The organism is Micromonospora sp. S4605, assembly GCF_003176715.1.
Taxonomy (GTDB): Bacteria; Actinomycetota; Actinomycetes; order Mycobacteriales; family Micromonosporaceae; genus Micromonospora; species Micromonospora echinaurantiaca.
Map to the genome: position 1 here is coordinate 1 of NZ_QGSW01000270.1, position 18,922 is coordinate 18,922.

At 73.4% G+C, this 18,922-nt stretch carries 20 protein-coding genes; 12 read left to right on the top strand and 8 right to left on the bottom strand.

The window, feature by feature from the left end:
• Positions 1-217 precede the first annotated feature (217 nt).
• From DLJ47_RS24355 to DLJ47_RS24375, 5 genes are all read left to right on the top strand, one after another.
• On the top strand, positions 218-1,039 hold the full coding sequence (locus DLJ47_RS24355; protein WP_109903154.1) for a class I SAM-dependent methyltransferase: 822 nt from the start codon (positions 218-220) through the stop codon (positions 1,037-1,039).
• Positions 1,036-2,313, top strand: coding sequence for a hypothetical protein (locus tag DLJ47_RS24360; RefSeq protein ID WP_109903120.1), 1,278 nt, complete (start codon positions 1,036-1,038; stop codon positions 2,311-2,313). The genes DLJ47_RS24355 and DLJ47_RS24360 overlap by 4 nt, the downstream gene beginning before the upstream one ends.
• Before the next feature lie 119 nt (positions 2,314-2,432).
• Positions 2,433-3,257, top strand: a complete 825-nt coding sequence (locus DLJ47_RS24365) for a DedA family protein (protein WP_446723596.1) — start codon at positions 2,433-2,435, stop codon at positions 3,255-3,257.
• Complete coding sequence (locus tag DLJ47_RS24370; protein ID WP_109903122.1) at positions 3,254-5,518, top strand: MMPL family transporter; 2,265 nt, start codon at positions 3,254-3,256, stop codon at positions 5,516-5,518. The genes DLJ47_RS24365 and DLJ47_RS24370 overlap by 4 nt, the downstream gene beginning before the upstream one ends.
• An 87-nt stretch (positions 5,519-5,605) precedes the next feature.
• On the top strand, positions 5,606-6,034 hold the full coding sequence (locus DLJ47_RS24375; RefSeq protein ID WP_109903124.1) for a protein-tyrosine phosphatase family protein: 429 nt from the start codon (positions 5,606-5,608) through the stop codon (positions 6,032-6,034).
• An 82-nt stretch (positions 6,035-6,116) separates the two neighbouring features.
• On the opposite strand, the gene DLJ47_RS24380 is transcribed toward DLJ47_RS24375, so the two are convergent.
• Positions 6,117-7,088, bottom strand: a complete 972-nt coding sequence (locus DLJ47_RS24380; protein WP_342447646.1) for a DMT family transporter — start codon at positions 7,086-7,088, stop codon at positions 6,117-6,119.
• Positions 7,089-7,149: 61 nt separating this feature from the next.
• Here DLJ47_RS24380 and DLJ47_RS24385 point away from each other — a divergent pair, with 61 nt between their 5' ends.
• Entirely contained in the window at positions 7,150-8,157 is a 1,008-nt protein-coding gene (locus DLJ47_RS24385) for a LysR family transcriptional regulator (protein WP_109903128.1), read from the top strand.
• Here DLJ47_RS24385 and DLJ47_RS24390 read toward each other — a convergent pair.
• Positions 8,065-8,796, bottom strand: coding sequence for an ElyC/SanA/YdcF family protein (locus tag DLJ47_RS24390; RefSeq protein ID WP_109903130.1), 732 nt, complete (start codon positions 8,794-8,796; stop codon positions 8,065-8,067). The genes DLJ47_RS24385 and DLJ47_RS24390 overlap by 93 nt on opposite strands.
• Positions 8,797-8,883: 87 nt before the next feature.
• Here DLJ47_RS24390 and DLJ47_RS24395 point away from each other — a divergent pair, with 87 nt between their 5' ends.
• The 3 genes from DLJ47_RS24395 (at position 8,884) to DLJ47_RS24405 (ending at position 11,291) form a co-directional block, all read left to right on the top strand.
• Positions 8,884-9,684 carry a class I SAM-dependent methyltransferase gene (locus DLJ47_RS24395; RefSeq protein ID WP_109903132.1) on the top strand — a complete coding sequence of 267 codons (801 nt, stop codon included), beginning with the start codon at positions 8,884-8,886 and terminating at the stop codon, positions 9,682-9,684.
• 303 nt (positions 9,685-9,987) lie between these two features.
• Positions 9,988-10,257: a hypothetical protein gene (locus DLJ47_RS24400; protein WP_109903134.1), complete on the top strand. Its 270-nt coding sequence runs from the start codon at positions 9,988-9,990 to the stop codon at positions 10,255-10,257.
• Complete coding sequence (locus DLJ47_RS24405; RefSeq protein ID WP_109903136.1) at positions 10,257-11,291, top strand: hypothetical protein; 1,035 nt, start codon at positions 10,257-10,259, stop codon at positions 11,289-11,291. Before DLJ47_RS24400 ends, DLJ47_RS24405 begins: the two co-directional genes overlap by 1 nt.
• Positions 11,292-11,336: 45 nt before the next feature.
• On the opposite strand, the gene DLJ47_RS24410 is transcribed toward DLJ47_RS24405, so the two are convergent.
• The 4 genes from DLJ47_RS24410 to DLJ47_RS24425 all read right to left on the bottom strand — a co-directional run bounded on the left by DLJ47_RS24410 (position 11,337) and on the right by DLJ47_RS24425 (position 13,946).
• Positions 11,337-12,503, bottom strand: a complete 1,167-nt coding sequence (locus DLJ47_RS24410; RefSeq protein WP_109903138.1) for a hypothetical protein — start codon at positions 12,501-12,503, stop codon at positions 11,337-11,339.
• Positions 12,500-13,030, bottom strand: a complete 531-nt coding sequence (locus tag DLJ47_RS24415; RefSeq protein ID WP_109903140.1) for a SigE family RNA polymerase sigma factor — start codon at positions 13,028-13,030, stop codon at positions 12,500-12,502. The genes DLJ47_RS24410 and DLJ47_RS24415 overlap by 4 nt, the downstream gene beginning before the upstream one ends.
• 74 nt (positions 13,031-13,104) lie before the next feature.
• A complete protein-coding gene (locus tag DLJ47_RS24420; protein ID WP_109903142.1) occupies positions 13,105-13,635 on the bottom strand; it encodes an SRPBCC family protein in 531 nt (176 codons plus the stop codon).
• Positions 13,635-13,946, bottom strand: coding sequence for an ArsR/SmtB family transcription factor (locus DLJ47_RS24425; RefSeq protein ID WP_109903144.1), 312 nt, complete (start codon positions 13,944-13,946; stop codon positions 13,635-13,637). The genes DLJ47_RS24420 and DLJ47_RS24425 overlap by 1 nt, the downstream gene beginning before the upstream one ends.
• 87 nt (positions 13,947-14,033) lie before the next feature.
• Here DLJ47_RS24425 and DLJ47_RS24430 point away from each other — a divergent pair, with 87 nt between their 5' ends.
• Positions 14,034-14,963, top strand: a complete 930-nt coding sequence (locus DLJ47_RS24430; RefSeq protein WP_109903146.1) for an LLM class F420-dependent oxidoreductase — start codon at positions 14,034-14,036, stop codon at positions 14,961-14,963.
• A gap of 55 nt (positions 14,964-15,018) precedes the next feature.
• On the opposite strand, the gene DLJ47_RS24435 is transcribed toward DLJ47_RS24430, so the two are convergent.
• Positions 15,019-15,411: a hypothetical protein gene (locus DLJ47_RS24435; protein ID WP_109903148.1), complete on the bottom strand. Its 393-nt coding sequence runs from the start codon at positions 15,409-15,411 to the stop codon at positions 15,019-15,021.
• A 76-nt stretch (positions 15,412-15,487) separates the two neighbouring features.
• On the opposite strand from DLJ47_RS24435, the gene DLJ47_RS24440 reads away from it, so the two are divergent.
• Together DLJ47_RS24440 and DLJ47_RS24445 are read left to right on the top strand one after the other, a co-directional pair.
• The gene (locus tag DLJ47_RS24440) at positions 15,488-16,285 is read left to right on the top strand and encodes a hypothetical protein (RefSeq protein WP_109903150.1); all 798 of its coding nucleotides are present in this window, start codon (positions 15,488-15,490) and stop codon (positions 16,283-16,285) included.
• A gap of 71 nt (positions 16,286-16,356) precedes the next feature.
• Positions 16,357-17,589, top strand: coding sequence for an FAD-binding protein (locus DLJ47_RS24445; RefSeq protein WP_109903158.1), 1,233 nt, complete (start codon positions 16,357-16,359; stop codon positions 17,587-17,589).
• A 79-nt stretch (positions 17,590-17,668) separates the two neighbouring features.
• Here DLJ47_RS24445 and DLJ47_RS24450 read toward each other — a convergent pair whose 3' ends face one another.
• A complete protein-coding gene (locus DLJ47_RS24450; RefSeq protein WP_109903152.1) occupies positions 17,669-18,805 on the bottom strand; it encodes a site-2 protease family protein in 1,137 nt (378 codons plus the stop codon).
• Between the last annotated feature and the right edge of the window lie 117 nt (positions 18,806-18,922).

An 18,922-nucleotide genomic window follows, 5' to 3' on the forward strand; every position in this document is an offset into this window, starting at 1 on the left:
TCCCTGACGAGCCGGTCCCCAGCCCGGGCAGGCCCGGCAAGCCGGTCCTCAGCCCCACCCCGAGCGGGCCTGGCGAGCCCATCCCGAGCCCGAGCGGGCCCGGCGAGCCGATCCTCAGCCCCACCCCGAGCAACCCCGGCGAGCCGATCCCCAGCACCAGCCCGCGTTGACAACGGCCAGATCGTCGGCGGGTGATCGTCCATGGTTCTATGTGGACGTGCAGAACGACGTAGGGCTTACCGCATACCTGGTCAACGAATCGCGAGCGCGTCGGGAGGATCTCGCGGCCGATCCATTGGCGAGCGAGTGGATCGCGGACGATCAGCGCGGCGCGGTCCGGGATCTGTGGGACGAGTTCGCGGAAGCGGTGTATCCCCACGACGACCTGGTCGTGTCGCTGCGTGCCCGGATCATTCTGGACACCCTGAGTCAGGCCTTGGACAAGCGCGGCGACACGGTGCTGGTGGTGTGTGGCGCGGGCTTCTCCTCATACCCGTGGCTGCTGCCGTTCGCCGCGGCGATGGAGGTCGACCTGCCCCACATCGTGGCGGCCAAGCGGCGACGAGCCGCCGAGCTGCGGGCCGCCGGGGTGCTCGATCAACGAGAGGTCGAGCACGTCGCGGCGGATCTCAACGATCCGCAGGCACGTCAGCATCTGCTGAACCGCATCCGGCAGTTCGCCGCCGGACGGCCCGTCGCATACGTGGCGGAGGGGTTGATCTTCTATCTGCCGTCGGATGAGGCTCGGGCGGTGGTCGGACTGGGGGTCTCGGCGGGACTGGAGTCCCTGACGGTGGTCAGCTACTGGCCGCTCGCCGCGGCGGATCATCCGGTGCTGGCAGCACAGCGCCGGTGGTTCCGGAGGCGGTCGGTGCCGGAGGATGCCACCTACCTGACGACCGGCGATCTCTCGGCGATCGTGGGGGATCGGGTGGACAACCACAGCCCCGAGGACCTCCAGCGCCGGTACCTCGGTGAGGTCGTCGTGCCCGAGACCGAGCTGATCCCGGAGCACGTGGCGGTGGCTGGGCAGCTATGAGCGACGTACTGCACATCCAGACCAGGGCCTACCCCCTGCACTACACCTCGATCGACCGCACCGTGGAACGGGTCGTGCTGCCCGGGCGGGGCCAGCTTCGGCCCGTCCCGGGAGTGCTCGGTTCGGTGGCCTACAACGCCGAGGAGACGCTGGACTTCGATCTCACCGAAATCGTCCAGGCCGCGGTCAGCCTGCCCGACATCACGATCGTCAGCTGTCGGAGCCGGATCCTCGCCGCCGGTGGGGTGCTCGTGTCGTACGCCCTGCGGCATACGACCGATCTGCGCACGCTCGACGCGCACGACCTGGCCGCGTTGGACGCGAGGATCAACCGCGAGCTGCGCGAGGCGGACCGCGCGTTGCTGGGGGAAGTGCTGGCAGCCGCGAAGCAGTCCGGGGTCTTCGCGCAGGTGGTGGTACCGCCCGGTGGCGCCGAGGCCGCCGACTGGACGGAGGTCGACCCTCGCGCCGTCCGGTACAACTGCCACTTCATCACCCGGGATCCCGCCTGGGAGCCGGACGGTCGAGTGCCGAACCTGGTGCTGGGCCGCCGCTGCCGGATCCTGCTGCCATACACCTACGCCTGGGACGACGATCCGTCCCCGGACCGGATCGACGACATCCTGACGATGCTGGAACCCGCCGACATCGCCGTCGCTCAGCAGTCGGTTCTGGTCGGTGCCAGCGTCGGCGGGCTCCGGATCCTGACCGAGCTGGCTCAGGCCACTGCCGGACGGCTCGAGGGACCAGAATTTCGTCGTTTCCTCGACGGCGTCTGGGCCGACTACCACCGGCTCGATGCGTATCGGGTCGAATCGGGTCAGGACCACCGCGCCACGTACATCGCCGCCCGCGAGACCATCGGGCTCGACGGCACGCATGAGCGCGCGGAGAAGCTGCTCAACCACGTGAACGCCTCGCTGCTCGCCGAGTCTTCGCGGCGCAGCGAACAGCTGGACGGGCGACTCAACCGGGTCGCCGCCGCGCTGACCGTGGTCGCGTCCGCGGCGTTCCTGCTGGACATTGCCGCCTTTCTCTGGCCGGACGTGAGTGGCCTGACGAAGGCGGTGACCGTCACCGGGGTGACCCTGCTGGCCGCCGGCATGCTGGGCGCGACGATCTTCTGGTCCCGGAGAGGAAGCGATGAGGGGCCGGGGGATCGCAGCGGTGGTCGGGTAGCTGATGGCATCCGCCAACGTGCCGGTGGAGCCCGCCAAGACCGAGGTCGGGTGCCGGCGGCCCGCCCGCCTGGCCCGTTGGAGATCGACCGGTGACGGTCATGCCGTCGGGGTGCGGGGTGTGGTTTTCCGCACCCCGACGGTTGAGGTCGGCCTGCTGAGGTCGGCGGTCGACCTCATGGTCCGGGCCGCGCCGGGTTCATAGCGTCATCGGCATGATTCGTACCTGGCAGGTGCCGATGCACGCTGGCCTGTTGGCCCAGGAATCCGATCCGCCCCAGGGTGGTCTGGTCGGGTTGGTGACCGACCTGACGGAGCGGCTCGGTGCCCCCGGCGCCGGCCTGGCCGTCGCCCTGGAGAACCTGTTCCCGCCGATTCCGAGCGAGGTGATCCTGCCGCTGGCGGGCTTCACCGCCAGCCAGGGCAGGATGAGCCTGCTCGCCGCGATCACCTGGACCACGATCGGTTCCGTGGTGGGCGCGGTGGCGCTGTACTACGTCGGCGTCGCGTTGGGGCGAGACCGGGTCCGCGCGATCGCGGTGCGGCTGCCGCTGATGAAGCTGAGCGACATCGACCGGACTGAGGCGTGGTTCGCCCGCCACGGGGGCAAGACTGTCTTCTTCGGGCGGATGATCCCGATCTTCCGGAGCCTGATCTCCATTCCGGCCGGGGTGGAGCGGATGTCGATCGTTCCGTTCCTGCTCTACACCACGTTGGGCAGTCTGATCTGGAACACCGTGTTCGTGATGGCCGGCTACCTGCTCGGGGAGAACTGGCACGCCGTCGAGTCGCACGCGGGGACGTTCCAGAAGGTCGTCATCGCGGTCTGCGCGCTCGCCGTGGGGTACTTCGTCGTCTCCCGCATGCTCAAGATGCGCGGGCGATCGGCGACGGAGAGCGAACTGGCGCCGAGCCAGCCCGAACCGTACAGCTCGGACAGCCGTGCCGAGCGGCCCGGGCACCTCGGAACCGACCACCCGGCCCACGCTGCCCGCGGCACCGGGTACGGCTCTCCGCGCTGGTCGGAGCGAGGCCGATGACGCCGGGAACCGCGAACCTCGCACCGGCGGGGCATCGCCGGCGGCAGGCCGCCCGCACTCCGTACGCCACCCGGGTCGGCCGGTGGAGCGCCAACCATCCCTGGCTCGCGATCACCGCCTGGTTGTGTTTCGTGCTGGCCAGCGTGGTCGGTGGCAGCCTGGTCGGCACGGTGAAGGCCACCACCCAGGACAGCCTGCACGGGGAACTGGCCCGCGCGGACCGCATCGAGCGGGCCGGCGCGTTCCCGGAGGCCCCGGCGGCCGAGAGTGTCCTGATCACGGCGCGGAGCGGCGACCTCGACCTCCAGCGGGCGTTGGCTGTGGCGGCCGACCTGTCGGCGCGGATGCGCCCGCTGCCCGAGGTGGCGAAGGTGGCTGACCCGGTCACCTCGCCCAGTCGTGACGCCGTGCTGGTCGAGGTCGAGCTGGCCGGTTCGGCGACCGACGCCGACGCGCGGGTCGGATCGCTGCTGGAGGCCACGGGGCAGGCGCAGCAGCGGCACCCCGACCTGCGGGTGGAACAGGTGGGGTCGGCGTCCCTGGGCAAGGCGCTGACCGAGACACTGGCGGCGGACTTCGTCAGGGCGGAGCTGATCAGCGTGCCGGTCGCGCTGGTGATCCTGCTGTTCAGCTTCGGCGCGTTGATCGCCGCCGGAGTGCCCGTCGTGCTGGCGCTGTCGGCCGTGGCCGGCGCCATGGGACTGGCCCAGTTCGCCTCGCACATCTTCCCGGCCGGGGAACTGGTCAGCAGCATCATCCTGCTGATCGGCATGGCCGTCGGGGTCGACTACTCGCTGTTCTACCTGCGGCGTGAACGGGAGGAACGAGCCCACGGGCGGGACCATCGCAGCGCGGTCGAGATCGCGGCCGCCACCTCGGGGCACGCGGTGCTGGTCTCCGGTGTCGCCGTCATGGTCGCCATGGCCAGCTTGTTCCTGGTCGGCGACAACACGTTCAGCTCGATGGCGACCGGCTCGATCCTGGTCGTCGGGGTGGCGGTGGTCGGCTCGCTGACCGTCCTGCCGGCGATCCTGGTCGTCCTCGGGCGTTGGGTGGACCGGCCGCGGGTGCCCTTCCTCGGCCGACGGATCCAGCGGGCGGAGCGTAGTCGGTTCTGGTCGTTGGTCCTGCGACCGGCGCTGCGCGCGCCGCTGGTGACGTTCGTGCTCTCCGTCGGGGCGCTGGTGCTCCTCGCCGTGCCGGCACTGGAGATGAACCTCAAGCGGCCGACCACCACCGACCTGCCCCGCTCGATCCCGATCCTGAACACCTACGACCGCCTGGCGCAGGCGTTCCCGAGTAACGAACTGGGCACCAGCCATCTGGTGGCGGTCCGTACCGGCGTCGCGGGCGGGCCGGCGGTGGAGCAGGAACTCGCCGACCTTGCCACGCGGGTGAAGGGGGACGGCCGGTTCGCCCAGGACCGCCCCCCGACCGTGCGCAGGTCCGCGGACGGCACCGTCTTCCTGGCCACCATCCGCGTGGCCGGGGCCAGCGACAGCAGCGCGGCGACGCAGTCGCTGCGCCGGCTGCGCAACGAACTGCTGCCGGCCACCGTCGGCACCGTCCCGGACACGGAGTGGGCGGTGGCTGGCCGTACCGCGAGCGATGCCGACTTCCGTGACCGCATGGCGGCGGCGCTGCCGCCGGTCGTCGCGTTCGTGTTCGGCATGACGTTCCTGGTCATGCTCGTCACGTTCCGATCGGTGGTGGTGGCGTTGGTCTCCATCCTGCTCAACACCATCTCCGTGGCCGCCTCGTACGGACTGCTGGTGCTGGTGTTCCAGCATTCCTGGGCGGAGGACCTGCTCGGGTTCACCTCCAACGGCGCTGTCGTGTCCTGGCTGCCGCTGATGCTGTTCGTCATCCTCTTCGGGCTCTCGATGGACTACCACGTGTTCGTGGTGAGCCGCATCCGCGAGGCGGTTCAGCGCGGCGTACCGACCCGGCAGGCGATCGAGCGGGGCATCGTCTCGTCGGCGTCCACGGTCAGCAGCGCGGCGATCATCATGGTGGCGGTCTTCTGCATCTTCGCCACCCTGTCGATCGTCGAGTTCAAGCAGCTCGGCGTCGGGCTCGCCGCCGCGATCCTGATCGACGCCACCATCATCCGCGCGGTCGTCCTGCCATCCCTCATGCGACTGCTCGGCGAAGCGAACTGGTGGGCCCCGCGATTCCTCGCGGGCCGCCAGAGAGCCGATGCCACCCGCGACATCAGCGACGCCGATACGCAGGTCATCCCGGTCACCGCTGACCGATAACACACGACCGCTGACTCGGGCCCCACACACCGAACCGAAGGAGGACGGGCACGCCCACCCGCACGGGCGGGGCGGCCCTGACCACAGATGACCACTACCTGGGACCCCACAGCGCCGGGCGTGCTCCGACTGCCCTCCGGCCGACTTGTCCGCGGCCGTGGGCTCCGGCGCCCGCTTCCGCCCGGCCTGCAGCCCACGTTCGCGCTCTACCTCCTCGGCCGCCAGCCGGCCCCGGTGGCGTGGGAGCACCGGTGGCTGCGCTGGCCCGACTTCCGGCTGCCGTCCGACCGCGCGGCCGCCGCCCACGCGTTGCGCGAGGCCTGGGCGCGTGCCGCAGACGAACGCGTCGAGATCGCCTGCGGCGGTGGGAAGGGACGCACCGGCACCGCCCTCGCCTGCCTCGCGGTCATCGACGGCGTGCCGAACGACCAGGCGGTCGCCTATGTCCGGCAGCACTACGCCGCGGGTGCCGTCGAGACGCCCTGGCAACGCCGTTTCGTCGCCCGGTTCCGATAGCTGCGCGAACCGCTCCTGGCGCCGGCTCGCGCGGGGGTCAGCCGGTAGTCAGGCGGGCCTCGCCTGACTACCGGCGAACCCGCTACGGCTGGCCCGCGAGCTGCGGGGACGCGGTTGGGCCAGCGGCGTCCGGATCCTGGTTCCGAGCCGGCCGGACCTGGAGGACCGCGACCGACGACAGGACCAGCACTCCGCCGACGAGCTGGACCGGGCTCAGGGATTCGCCGAGGGCCAGCGCGGCCAGTCCGGTGGTGACCACCGGTTCGAAGGTGGACAGGATGGCGGCGGTCGACGGGCCGGTCCGCTTCAGGCCGGCGAAGAACGTGAGCATCGCCAGGACGGTGGAGACGACGGCGATGCAGGCCAGCCAGAACCATCCGGGCAGCCGGAAGTCGAGGTCGACCCCGCCGGTGAGCAGCGCCCGCGCGCCGAGGGTGCCGGCGGCGCCGGCCATCACCAGCGCGGACAGCAGCACCGGCGGCAGCCGGCGCACGACCGTGTCGGCGACCAGGATGTAGCCGGTGTAGGTGATCGCGGCACCGAAGGCCAGCAGCGCCCCGAGGGGATGGAAGGTCACGCCGCCGGCGCCGAGGAGGACGAGCAGCGTGCCGCAGGACGCGGCCACCAGGGCGGCGCCGCGCCCGGGTGTCAGCCGGTCCCGGCCCAGCAGCACCGCCGCCACGGTGACCAGAACGGGGTAGGTGTAGAGGATCAGGGACAACAGCGACGCGTCCATCAGCTGCAGGGCCGAGAAGAACAGACTGGCCTGCGTGGCGTACCCGACGGCGCCCAGGCCGACGGCGGTGGCCAGCAGCCGGCGGCGGGCGACCGCTGGGCGGCCGGCCGGCCCGCCGGGTGGTTCCGGTGCTTCTCGCCGCAGGTCCTGGCGGACCAGCAGGACCATCCCCAGCAGCGCGGCGGCCAGGCTGAAGCGCACCAGCAGCAGCGTCCCGGGCGATACGCCCGCCTGGTAGGCGAGCTTTCCGAAGATCGCCATGGCACCGAAGCACGCCGCGGAGAGAAGACACAGAGCCGCACCCATGCGATTCAGCATTGGCTACCTGATTCATCAGGTCCAGTGACGATAAGTGGAGCTGACTCATTACTATTCCTGCATGGTCGCGCTGGATCTTCGCCGCCTCCGCTTCCTTCGGGAGTTCGAGGAGCGGGGCACCCTGGCCGCGGTCGCCGCGGCGCTCGGCTACAGCCCCTCCGCGGTGTCCCAGCAGTTGGCTCTCCTGGAACGGGAGGTCGGCACCCGGCTGTTCGAGAAGGCCGGGCGGGGCGTGCGGCTGACCGACGCCGGGCAGCTCCTGGCCCGACACGCACGGGTGCTGTTGTCGGCGGCCGAGGCGGCGGAGGCGGATCTGGCCGCGTTGAGCGGTGCGGTGCGGGGCACCGTGCGAGCCGGCGGCCTGCAGTCGGCCGCTCGCCGCCTGCTGGTGCCGGCCGTGGCCCGGTTGACGGTCGAGCACCCGCAGGTCCGCGCGGAGATCTCCGAGCTCGAACTGGAACAGGCACTACCGGGCCTGCGGCTGGGCGCGGTCGACCTGATGATCGGCGACGAGTACGACGGTCATCCCCGGCCCCGGCCGGCCGGGCTGCGCTTCGCGGTCCTGCACGAGGAGCCGCTGAAGGTGGTCCTACCCGCGACCCACCCGCTGGCCAGGACTGGCGGACCGGTCCCGATCGCCATGCTGCGGTCCGACGTCTGGGCCGCCTCCGACGAGGGGACCGGCCATCACGCCATGGTGGTCGGGACCTGCCGCTCCCTCGGTGGGTACGAGCCCGACCTGCGGCACCGCTCCAGCGACGCCGACGTACAACTCGAACTCGTCCGCGTCGCGGCGGCCGTCGCGTTGATGCCCCCGCTGACCCTGCCGGCCGACGACCCCGCGCTGGCCGTCCGCGACGTCGCCGAAGCCACCCTCCGCCGCCGCCTGGTCGTGGTCACCCGGGACAGTCCGCCGGCCCCCGCCCTCACTGCCCTGCTGGCCGCCGTGACCGACCAGGCGCGCCAGCTCGAACCATCAGGATCCGAGCCGACGCCCGGACGTCGATCCAGGCGCAGCGCCGAGGAGGGTCGCGTGCTTGCTCCACAGCCACCGCAGGTACTGCCGTAGTTCCTCCGGCGTGGCCACCCACCCCTCGTCGGTGTAGGCGAGGATGCGCCTGACCTCGCCCGGCACCAGGTCGTAGCCGGTCGCTCCGGTCTCCGGGACGGGTCGGTCCGGGGGTACGGCCACCGGCAGCGGAATCAGCGGGAGGCGAAGCCCGCCGCCGGTGAGGGCCTTGAGGACCGTGAGGTAGACGCGGGCCAGGTGGTACGGGGAGACGACGAGCGCCAGGCTGGTGATGCCGTACGCCCGGACCCGGTCGACGATCCACGCGGCCTGCAGGCCGGTGTTGGGGGCCGGCTCGGCCTGGAGGTGAACCCCGTCGGTGCGACGGAGGCCGAGGTCGCGCAGCTGGTCGAGGGTGAGTTCGACGTACGTCTGTTCAGCCGGGTTGCCGTTCGCGACCAGGAGGTGGCGGACCCGGGGATTGGCCTCCCAGTGCCGGATGGCGTGGGTGAGCCGCCAGTCCTCACCCTGTCCGGTGGGGACGACGAGCGCGTCGACGTGGTCGGCGGCCGACTGCGGCAGGGTCAGGATCATCGTGAGGGCCTTCGTCACCGCCAGGAGCTGGCCGGCGGTGCAGCCGGCGAAATCCTCGTCGGGCACGAGCCGAGGGGTCGCGGGGCGCGACGGCGACACAGCCATCCGACGATGCTATGGCCGCCGCCGTCCGCCGCTGCCCGCGGGCGGTGGCCGAACCCGGCAACGGCGCAGGGAGCGTATGGTGCCGGCATGGCGCGGGAGGTCTGGGCCGACGGCCAGGCATACGAGGCGTACGTGGGCCGGTGGAGCCGCCGGGTCGCCGAGGAGTTCGTCCGCTGGCTGGCCGTGCCACCCGGCCGGCGCTGGCTCGACGTGGGTTGCGGCACCGGCGCGCTGACCTCGACGGTCCTGGCGCAGACGGCCCCGGCGCAGGTCGTCGGCGTCGACGCGTCCCACGGGTTCGTGACCCACGCCCGGGCGCTGGTCGACGACCGGCGGGCGGCCTTCCAGGTCGGCGACGCCCGGGCGCTCCCAATGCCGGACCGCAGCGTCGACGTCGTGGTCAGCGGGCTGGCGCTCAACTTCGTGCCCGACCCGGCGCGTGCCGCGGCCGAGTTCGCCCGGGTGCTCCGGCCGGGCGGCGTGGCCGCCGGGTACGTCTGGGACTACGCCGAGGGCATGGCGATGATGCGGCACTTCTGGGACGCCGCCATCCGGCTCGACCCGGCGTTGGCCGACCTGGACGAGGCCCGCCGGTTCCCGATCTGCGCCCCGGAGCCGCTGCGGGCGCTCTGGGCGGAGGCCGGGCTAACGGCGGTGTCGGTCCGGCCCGTCGAGGTGCCGACCCGGTTCGCCGACTTCGACGAGTACTGGGCGCCGTTCCTCGGCGGTCAGGGCGCGGCCCCGGCCTACCTGATGGCGCAGCCCGAGCGGCACCGCGCCGCACTGCGCGACGAACTGGCGGCCCGGGTGCCGACCGAGCCGGACGGGTCGATCCGGCTCACCGCCCGGGCCTGGGCCGTACGGGGTACGGCGGCCGTCAAGGCCTGAGTCGCCGAGGCCTGGTAGTCGCCGGACACCTCCGAACGCCGCACCGACGAATCGACCGCGCCGCACCGGGCCCTGCCTCCGGCGGAGGACCGGGCGAACCGGCGTGGTGTCCGATAGCTGACAGGACGCCGGTGCCCCTCGCGCAGCACTGTTGTAGCAGGTCAGAGGCGTGCGGACGGCGGGCCACAGCGCATTCCTCCGGCCCGGTGGCGACGGCGGCGTCGCCACCGACCCCGCCGGCACCGCCCGGGCGTCCGAGCCGGTGCCCGCCCGCCGACACCGAGCAAGAGAGGAGGGGCCGGCATGGCCGCTCCCACCGCGACCGCAACCCTGAACGCGTCGACGTACTCGCCCGGCGACCAGATGACCCTGACCGTCGCCTACGGGGATGCCGACACCCGACCGTTGACCGTCACCGTCGTGGTCACCGACGCGCTGGGCAACAGCAGCGCCCCGGCCCGGGTCACCGCCGTCCTGGACCCGCTCACCGTGACCGTCGCCGACGACTCCGGTCGCACCTGGACCCGGCTCTCGGACAACGGCTCGGTGGCCGTCTACCGGGCGGTGGCGTGATGCCCCGGGTGACCGTGACGGTGCGTGACTCGGCCGGGCGTACCGTCACCGCCAGCGCCGCCTACTCCGTCGCCCCGCCGGTGCTGGGCGGCTACTACCTGTCCGGCGGGGCCGACCCGACGGCGGACCTGGCGGGCGGCAACTTCCGCTCGCTCACCCAGTACCGCAGCTTCGCCGACGGCTACACCTTCCCCGGCTACAACCGAACCTGGCTGACCAACCTGGGCCGGGCGGCCGTCCAGATCAACATGGTGTTGGAACTGAAGCACTACGGCGCGGCCGACGGGCCGCAGACCTTCGCCGTGGACGGGGTCAGCTACACCGTGCCGGCGCCGGCGATGACCATCCAGCAGCGCTCGGGCACCACCTGGCCCAAGGCGTACGGCTACGGCCAGGTGCTCGCCGGGCAGTGCGACGGGCTCTTCGCCCGGGCGCTGTCGCAGTACCGGACGCTGGGTTTCGGGGTGAACATCCAGCTCGCCTCCGAACTGGACACCGACCACGAGTTCGGCACCACCGAGGCGGGCCGGACCTACACCTGGGCGGAGTCGGACGCCCGTGCGGTGCAGGCGATGACGTACATCGTGAACTGGTTCAAGGCGCGCCCGCTGCCGGCCGGCACCACCTTCTCGGTTGGCGTGGGCGGCTTCGACCGGGCCTGCTTCCAGCGCACCCACCCGGAGGCGCTGATGGCGAGGCTCGACTTCCTCCAGTGGAACGTCTACGCCACCGCACCCGAGCACACCGCGCTGGCCCGGTTCCGCCGCACCAGGGACTGGGCGGTCGCCGACCTCGGCCCGGTCGCGCTCTCCCGCCCGGTGATCGTCGCCGAATGGGGGGTACGGGTGGCGGAGATCCCGGACCAGGCGAAGTGGATCGCCACCGTGCCGGCGGCCATCGCCGCGCTCAACGCCGAGCGCGGGCCGCGGATCGTCCGGACCAACTACTTCAACTCCGGCTGGGGCACCCTGTCGCCCAAGGCCGCCGGGCTGGCCGCGCTGCGCGCCGCGTACGCGACCCGGCCGTACGTCTGAGCGTGCCGGCGGCGCCGGTCCGGCCCCGGCCCGGCGCCGCCCCGGTCAGCTCGGTGCCCCGCCGAGCAGCCGGGTGAGGGCGGCGAGCAACTCCGGCGTGGGCTCGCCACCTCGGCCGTACCCGTGGATCGCGCTGCGGCACGGGGTGTGCCGGACCCAGAACTCGGCGGTGGCACCCGTCGCGTCCGCCACGATGACGACGTCGAACGCGGTGGGCGGCGGGTAGCCCGGCCAGCCGCCGCAGTCCGTCCGCTTCGCCGACTCGGCGAACGCGGTGTTGAACACCGTCCGCAGGCTCTCCGCCTCGGCCCGGCGGGTCGCGTGGCGGACGAGCCGGGCCGTGTCGCCGTCCACCGTGTACCGGCAGGCGGCCAGCGCGACCAGCGACGTCATCAGGACGGGTTCCGGCTGGGCCTGGTTGCGGGCGATCCGGTCCGGCGGGCCGGGGTTCGACGGCGTGAGCCGGACCCGCGCCGTCGGCATGCTGGCCGGGCAGGTCGGGGTGGCCACCGTGGCCGGGTCGGTGGTCGCGACCAGCTGGGCCCGGTACCGGTCGAGGAACGCGCCGAGGACGGCGAAGTCCAGCCCCCGGCCGCGGTCACCGGCGACGGCCACCCCGCAGTTCTCGTCGGTCCAGACGGTCACCGGATCCCGGTCCGGGTAGCGCAGCAGGAACGCGGCCTCCTCGTACACCGCCTTCAGCGTGCAGCGCAGTTCGCCGTCGCTGCCCGGGCGGGGCTGGCGGTCGGGCCCGGCCGGCCGTGCTGGCAGCGCGTTGAGCAGCCGGACCAGCTCGTCGACGCCGGTGGTGAGCACCCGGGGCCCGGCCCGCTCGTCGGCCGCCGGCCCGCCGGCTCTCGGCACCTGGCAGAGGGTGATCTCGACGGCGCCGGCCGGCACCAGTGGCACGTCGTCGCCGTAGCGGACAGCGTCCAGGCCGGGCCGCCGGCCGAGATCGGTCGGGCAGGTGGCGTCGCCGACCGGTCCGCCGGTGGCGGCCGGCGCGGGGACACGCGGGTCGCCGGTGACCAGCCGCGGCAGCCCGACCACCAGCCCCACGGTGAGCACCAGCGCCACCGTCGAGCCGGTGGCCAGTCGTCGCCGGCGCCGGCGGACCCGGTCGCCGACCGCCGCCAACCGGTCCGGCGGGGCGGCCAGTGGTGGTACGGCGTCGGCGAGCAGCCGCCGGACGTCGCTGTCGTCACGACTCACGGCACGACCTCCTGTCTGGTGAACAGCCGCAGGTCCGGGTCGGTACGTAGCCGGCGCAGCGCGCGCGAGGACTGCACCTTGACGGTGTCGGCCGAGCAGCCGAGCACGCCCGCGGTGCGTTCCACCGAGAGGTCCTCGACGTACCGCAGCACCACGATCGCCCGCTGCTGGCGGCTCAGCCGGGCCAGCGCCCGGCGCATCGCGTCCCGGTCGGCCGACTCGCCAGCCAGGTCGCCCGGGCCGGTGCCCTCCGGTGTCTCGGCCGCCGGGACCTCGCCGCGCCAGCGCCGCCGCCACCAGGAGGCGTACGTGGTGAACAGGGCCCGCCGCAGGTACGCCTCGGGGTGCCCGCCGTGGACGATCCGGGGCCAGCGGCGCCAGGCCACCGCGAGGACGGTCTGCAGCAGGTCCTCGGCCCGGCCGGCGTCACCGGTCAGCAGCCAGGCCGAGCGGAGCAGCGCACCCGATCGGGCCGCCACGAACTCGGCGAAGCCCTCCGGTGGCGGCGGATGCCGGCTGTCGGTCATGCGTACCTCCCGCCAGACAAACGCGGTGGCCGGGCCGGAAGGTTAACGGGATGCGGCGAACGGTGCCGCCACGCTCAGGCGTCGCCGAGCCGGGTGGCGTACGCGTCGCGCAGCTCGGCCCAGCCGAACTCCTTCGCCTCGGCGCCCCGGATCGCACCGACCGGGTCGCCGTCGAGCAGGTGCTCGGCCACGTCCAGGCAGATGTGCCAGCCGGCCGCCACCATCGGCGCGATCCCGCGTTCGGTGACGGTGTGCCGCAGGGTCAGCCGGGTGCCGGTGGCGGTGGGCGTCAGCTCCCAGCGCAGCAGGTCGTCGCCCCAGCTGTACTCCAGCAGGTGCGGTGGCTCGGCCCGGCGTACCGTCGCCGGGAGGTCCTCGGTGGTCTCGCCGTCGACCATGGTGAGCACGGCGGCGCCCGGGGAGCCGAGGTCACGGTCGGCGAGGAAGGGCGCCCACTCGCGCAGCCGCGCCGGATCGGTCAGCGCCGCCCACACCGCCTCCGGCGGGTGCCGCAGGTCGCGGACGAAGACCAGGGTCGCGCCGCCGTCGGCCGGCTCGGCGCGGACCTCGGCGGGTGGGCTGGGGCGGAAGCTGTCGCGTGGCATCACTGCTCCTGACGGTCGAGGTGTCGTTCCAGGGCGTCCAGGTGGGTCTCCCAGAGTTGCCGGTACGGGGCGAGCCAGTCGTCGACGGCCTGGAACGGGCGGACGTCGATCCAGTAGATGCGCTGCCGGGCCGCGATGCGGCAGGCGACGAAGCCCGCGTCGCGGAGCACCCGCAGGTGCTTGGAGACGGCCGGCTGGCTGACCCCGAGGGTGTCCACCAGCTCGCCGACGCTGGATTCGGCCCGGCGGAGCCGATCGAGGATGCGGCGCCGGGTCGGCTCGGCGAGGACGGTGAAGGCGTCGACGGGCACCCGTCGAATATGCCTCCCCAGTCATATGGCTGTCAAGGCATATGAGCCTTGCCGGCGGTGCCCGGGCCGGCTCCCTATGCTCGGGGCATGGAACTGCGGATCTTCACCGAACCCCAGCAGGGCGCCAGCTACGACGACCTGCTCGCCGTGGCCCGTTGCGCGGAGGAGACCGGCTACGCCGCGTTCTTCCGCTCCGACCACTACCTGAAGATGGGCTCGGTGAGCGGGGAACCGGGCCCGACGGACGCCTGGACCACCCTCGCCGGGCTGGCCCGCGACACCCGCCGGATCCGGCTCGGCACGCTGATGACCGCCGCCACCTTCCGGCTGCCCGGCCCGCTGGCGATCACCGTCGCCCAGGTGGACCAGATGAGCGGCGGCCGGGTCGAGCTGGGCATCGGCACCGGCTGGTTCGCCGAGGAGCACACCGCGTACGGCATCCCGTTCCCCTCGGTGGGCGAGCGGTTCGACCGGCTGGAGGAACAGCTCGCGGTCATCACCGGGCTCTGGGCGACCCCACCGGGCAAGACGTTCGACTTCGCCGGCCGGTACTACCCGGTGACCGATTCGCCGGCGCTGCCGAAGCCGGTCCAGCAGCCGCGCCCGCCGATCCTGCTCGGCGGCATGGGGCCGAAGCGCACCCCGCGGCTGGCCGCCCGGTACGCCGACGAGTTCAACCTGCCGTTCGTCTCGGTCGAGGACACCGCCGCCCAGTTCGAGCGGGTACGCGCGGCCTGCGCCGAGGCGGGCCGGGACCCGGCGGAGCTGCGCTGGTCCAACGCCCTGGTGCTGTGCTGCGGCCGGGACGACGCCGAGGTGGCTCGCCGGGCCGCGGCGATCGGCCGGGAGCCGGACGAACTGCGCGCCAACGGCCTCGCCGGCACCCCCGCCGAGGTGGTTGACAAGATCGGCCGGTACGCGGCGGCCGGCAGCCAGCGGATCTACCTGCAGGTGCTCGACATGGCCGACCTGGACCACCTGGAACTGGTCGCCGCCGAGGTGATGCCGCAGGTCTGAACCGCGCCGGGTGGCCGGGGCCGGGTGGCCGGAGCCGGGCGGCCGGCCAGCCTGGTCAGTGGGTCGGGTCGCGCAGCACGGTGTCCAGCCAGCCGTCGCGGTCCCGGTCGACCAAGGTCACGTCCGGCAGTCCGTCGCCGTCCAGGTCGACCTGGACCACGTCCGCGACGCCGTCACCGTCCAGGTCGGTGACCACCTCGACGGAGCCGTCCAGGTGGCGGGTGACGATCGAGCGCGCGCCGGCCCGGGGCGGCGGTCCGGGCGTCGGCACCGGCGTGGGCGCCGGCGGCGGCGCGGGGGTCGGCTTCGGCCCCGGGCCGGTCCCGGCCACCCGCCGGTACGCCCCGGCCGGCCCACTGGCCGGCTCGACGCCGCTGCCGGTCGGGTCGATCTCCTCCTCGGACGGGAAGACGTCGCCGCGTGGGGCGGGATCACGGTAGGTGCTCATCGGCGTAGGGTTCCCCGACGACGGCGGTGGTAACCGCTGGCCGATCGACCGGTGCTGGCGCCAGCCCGGTCGGCGCATGATGCAGACCGGAAACCACGGCCACGAACGGGGGTACGACGTGGAACTGCATCGCAACCGGGGGGCGTTGGTGCTGCCCCTGGTCTGCGTACTGGGGGGTGCGGCGCTGCTGCTGTTCGCGCGCGACGGTGCCGTGCTGCACCGGATCGTCGGCGGGGGCGGCGTGCTGCTCGGCGGCGTGGTGCTGGCCGGGCTGCTGCGCCCGTTCCGGTTCGCCATCGGCACCGACGGGCTGACCGTACGGCTGCCGAAGCTGCGCCGGCTGATCCGCTGGCACGAGATCGACGCGCTGGCGCTGGACCAGCCGCCCGCCGAGCAGGGCCGTCCCGCCTCGCCCCGGCTGCTGCTGGTGCCCGCCCCGGGGGCCGACCTCGGCCTGCCGACCACCGGGCACCACCCGCGCGACGGACGGGCCGCTGTCGAACTGCTCGACCTGGACCGGGTCCGGGAGAAGCCCGCGGAGATCGCGGCGGCCCTGGCCCGGCACGGCGGGGACCGCTTCGTCGACGTGCTCGGGCTGCGCCAGGCCGCCTTCGACACCTCCGACTTCACCGTCGGCCTGCGCGGCTACCAACCCGACCGGGTCGACGCGCTGATCCGGCGCGGCCAGGACGCCCTGGTCTGGGGCGGCACGCTGGAGCGGCAGGCGGCCCGCTCGGAGATCGAGCGGGCCCGGGCCGAGGGCCTGCCGGTCGCCGGTCGCGGCTACAACACGACGCAGGTCGATACCGCCCTGGCCAGGTTGAGCGGCGCGTTGACCGGCGACCCGTCCACCGACCGGAGGCCGACCACGTGACCCGCCCCGACGCATCGGCCGCCGTCGAGCGGCCCGACGTATCGGCCGCCGTCGAGCGGCCCGCCGACGGGGTGCCGCGGCGCAACTGGGCGGGCAACGTGCGCTACGCCGCCCACCAGTTCCACCGACCCGACACGGTGGACGAGCTGCGCCGGCTGGTCGCCGGCAGCGACCGGATCCGGGCGGTCGGCACCGGGCACTCCTTCAACCGCCTCGGCGACACCGGCGGCGACCTGGTCTCGCTGGCCGGCCTGCCGCCGAGCGTACGGCTGGACCCGCAGCGGCGGACCGTGACCGTGCCGGCGGCGATGCGGTACGGGGACCTCGCCACCTTCCTGCACGAGCAGGGGTACGCGCTGGCCAACCTCGCCTCGTTGCCGCACATCTCGGTGGCCGGCGCGGTCGCCACCGGCACCCACGGCTCCGGCCCGACGATCGGCAACCTGGCCACCGCGGTCGCCGGGCTGGAACTGGTCACCGCCGACGGCGACCTGCTGACCGTGGACCGGTCGAGCGACAGCTTCGCCGGGATGGTGGTGGGGCTGGGCGCGCTCGGCGTGGTCACCCGGCTCACCCTGGACGTGGTGCCCACCTTCGACCTGCGCCAGTACGTCCGGCTCGACCTGCCCCGGGAGGCGCTGGACGCGGCCTTCGACTCGGCGTACAGCGTCAGCGTCTTCACCGACTGGCGCACGCCCCGGTTGCGGGAGGTCTGGCGCAAGCAGCGCGCGGACCAGCTGCCGCCCCCGGCGGACTGGCTCGGTACGACGGCGGCCGACCGGCCCCGGCACCCGGTGCCCGGCATGCCGGCGGAGAACTGCACCGCGCAGCTCGGCGAGCCCGGCCCGTGGCACGAGCGGCTGCCGCACTTCCGGCTCGGCTTCACCCCGAGCAGCGGGGAGGAGTTGCAGTCGGAGTACCACCTGCCGCGCGCGGCGGCGGCCGAGGCGCTGGCCGCGCTGGACGAGGTGGCCCACCTGATCGCCCCGGTGCTCCAGGTCTGCGAGCTGCGCACGGTGGCCGCCGACGACCTGTGGCTCAGCCCGAACCAGGGCCGGGACAGCCTCGCCGTGCACTTCACCTGGGTCGCCGACGCGGCGGCGGTGCTGCCGGTGGTGGCCGCAATGGAGGAGCGGCTCGCCCCGTTCGCGCCCCGCCCCCACTGGGGCAAGGTGTTCGGGCTGGCTCCGGACGCCGTCGCCGCCACCTACCCCCGGTACGCCGACTTCACCGCCCTCCTACGCCGCCTCGACCCCCACGCCAAATTCCACACCGACCTGCTGGCCCACTACCTCCCCCGCTGAGCGACCTCCATGATCGTCTGATGGTGGGCAGGTTGCCGGCGGGCCGACGGCCCTGCTGAGCGACAGACGATCAAGAAGGTCAGTGGCGGGCGAGGTCGTCGCGCATGGAGCCGCGTTGGACGGCGCGGCTGATGTCGCTGGGGGAGACGATGCCGACCAGGTGACCCTCGGTGACCACCAGCGCCCGGCCGTCGGCGCACTCGCTGAGCCGGGGCAGCAGGTCGTTGAGCTGCTCGTCGGGGGAGGCGAGCACCAGCTCGTCGGCCCGGCAGGAGACCTCGGCCAGCGTGGTGTCGGGCCGCCGGTCCGCCGGGATGCCGCGTACCCGGTCGAGGGTGACCAGCCCGACCGGCCGGCCGTCCTCGGTCAGCGGCAGCGCCGAGTGCCGGTACGCGAAGAGGTAGTGGTCCACGAAGTCGGCCACCGTCATCTGCCCCGACGCGGTCTGCGGCTGCGGGGTCATCACGTCGGCCACCCGGATCCCGCGCAGCGCGCTGCCCAGCCGGGCCTGCCGCTCCTCCATCCCGGCCGCGCCGATCAGGAACCAGCCGATCAGGGCCAGCCAGAGCCCGCCGAAGCCGACGCCGGCCAGGAACTGCCAGAGCCCCAGGCCGATCAGCAGTGCGCCGAGCACCCAGCCGGCCCGGGCGGCCACCACCGACGCCTTCGTCCGGTCGCCGGTGGCCTTCCAGACCGCCGCCCGCAGCAGCCGGCCGCCGTCCAGCGGTGCGGCCGGCAGCACGTTGAACACGGCCAGCAGCACGTTGATGCCGGCCAGCCAGGCCATCGCGCCGAGCAGCAGCCCGTCCTCGCCGGCCAGGGCGAGCAGCACGGCGATGGCCCCGAAGAAGAGCCCGATCACCAGGCTGACCAGCGGGCCGACCCCGGAGATGCGCAGCTCGGCGCCGGGGTTCTTCGCCTCGCCCTTCAGCTCGGCCACCCCACCGAAGAGCCAGAGCGTGATCCCCTCGACGGCCAGCCCGTTGCGCTTGGCCACGATCGCGTGGGACACCTCGTGGGCGAGCAGGCCGAGGAAGAAGACCACCGCGGCGGCCAGCCCGGCCAGCACGTACGCGACCACCGACTCGCCCGGGTAGGCCCGGGGGAACTGGTTGGCCGACAGCCCCCAGGCGATCAGCGCGAAGATGACCAGGACGCTCCAGTTGACCCCGACGGGTACGCCCGCGATCCGGCCAAGCCGGAAGCTCGCCCTCATGCTTCCGTGATACCCCCGCATCCCGTCCCCATGCCAGAAACCGGACCGGGCCGGCCGAACCGCAACGGCGCGCCGGCCCGGCTCGGTCGCCGCCGGCCCTCCGCCGCCCGCCGTCGC

Bases quoted from the DNA above. Each gene is read 5' to 3' on its own strand.
- DLJ47_RS24450 (WP_109903152.1), bottom strand. From the start codon at position 18,805: ATGAGGGCGAGCTTCCGGCTTGGCCGGATCGCGGGCGTACCCGTCGGG.
- DLJ47_RS24380 (WP_342447646.1), bottom strand. From the start codon at position 7,088: ATGCTGAATCGCATGGGTGCGGCTCTGTGTCTTCTCTCCGCGGCGTGC.
- DLJ47_RS24390 (WP_109903130.1), bottom strand. From the start codon at position 8,796: ATGGCTGTGTCGCCGTCGCGCCCCGCGACCCCTCGGCTCGTGCCCGAC.
- DLJ47_RS24360 (WP_109903120.1), top strand. From the start codon at position 1,036: ATGAGCGACGTACTGCACATCCAGACCAGGGCCTACCCCCTGCACTAC.
- DLJ47_RS24365 (WP_446723596.1), top strand. From the start codon at position 2,433: ATGATTCGTACCTGGCAGGTGCCGATGCACGCTGGCCTGTTGGCCCAG.
- DLJ47_RS24440 (WP_109903150.1), top strand. From the start codon at position 15,488: ATGATGCAGACCGGAAACCACGGCCACGAACGGGGGTACGACGTGGAA.
- DLJ47_RS24385 (WP_109903128.1), top strand. From the start codon at position 7,150: ATGGTCGCGCTGGATCTTCGCCGCCTCCGCTTCCTTCGGGAGTTCGAG.
- DLJ47_RS24370 (WP_109903122.1), top strand. From the start codon at position 3,254: ATGACGCCGGGAACCGCGAACCTCGCACCGGCGGGGCATCGCCGGCGG.
- DLJ47_RS24395 (WP_109903132.1), top strand. From the start codon at position 8,884: ATGGCGCGGGAGGTCTGGGCCGACGGCCAGGCATACGAGGCGTACGTG.
- DLJ47_RS24420 (WP_109903142.1), bottom strand. From the start codon at position 13,635: ATGCCACGCGACAGCTTCCGCCCCAGCCCACCCGCCGAGGTCCGCGCC.
- DLJ47_RS24400 (WP_109903134.1), top strand. From the start codon at position 9,988: ATGGCCGCTCCCACCGCGACCGCAACCCTGAACGCGTCGACGTACTCG.
- DLJ47_RS24375 (WP_109903124.1), top strand. From the start codon at position 5,606: ATGACCACTACCTGGGACCCCACAGCGCCGGGCGTGCTCCGACTGCCC.
- DLJ47_RS24405 (WP_109903136.1), top strand. From the start codon at position 10,257: ATGCCCCGGGTGACCGTGACGGTGCGTGACTCGGCCGGGCGTACCGTC.
- DLJ47_RS24415 (WP_109903140.1), bottom strand. From the start codon at position 13,030: ATGACCGACAGCCGGCATCCGCCGCCACCGGAGGGCTTCGCCGAGTTC.
- DLJ47_RS24430 (WP_109903146.1), top strand. From the start codon at position 14,034: ATGGAACTGCGGATCTTCACCGAACCCCAGCAGGGCGCCAGCTACGAC.
- DLJ47_RS24435 (WP_109903148.1), bottom strand. From the start codon at position 15,411: ATGAGCACCTACCGTGATCCCGCCCCACGCGGCGACGTCTTCCCGTCC.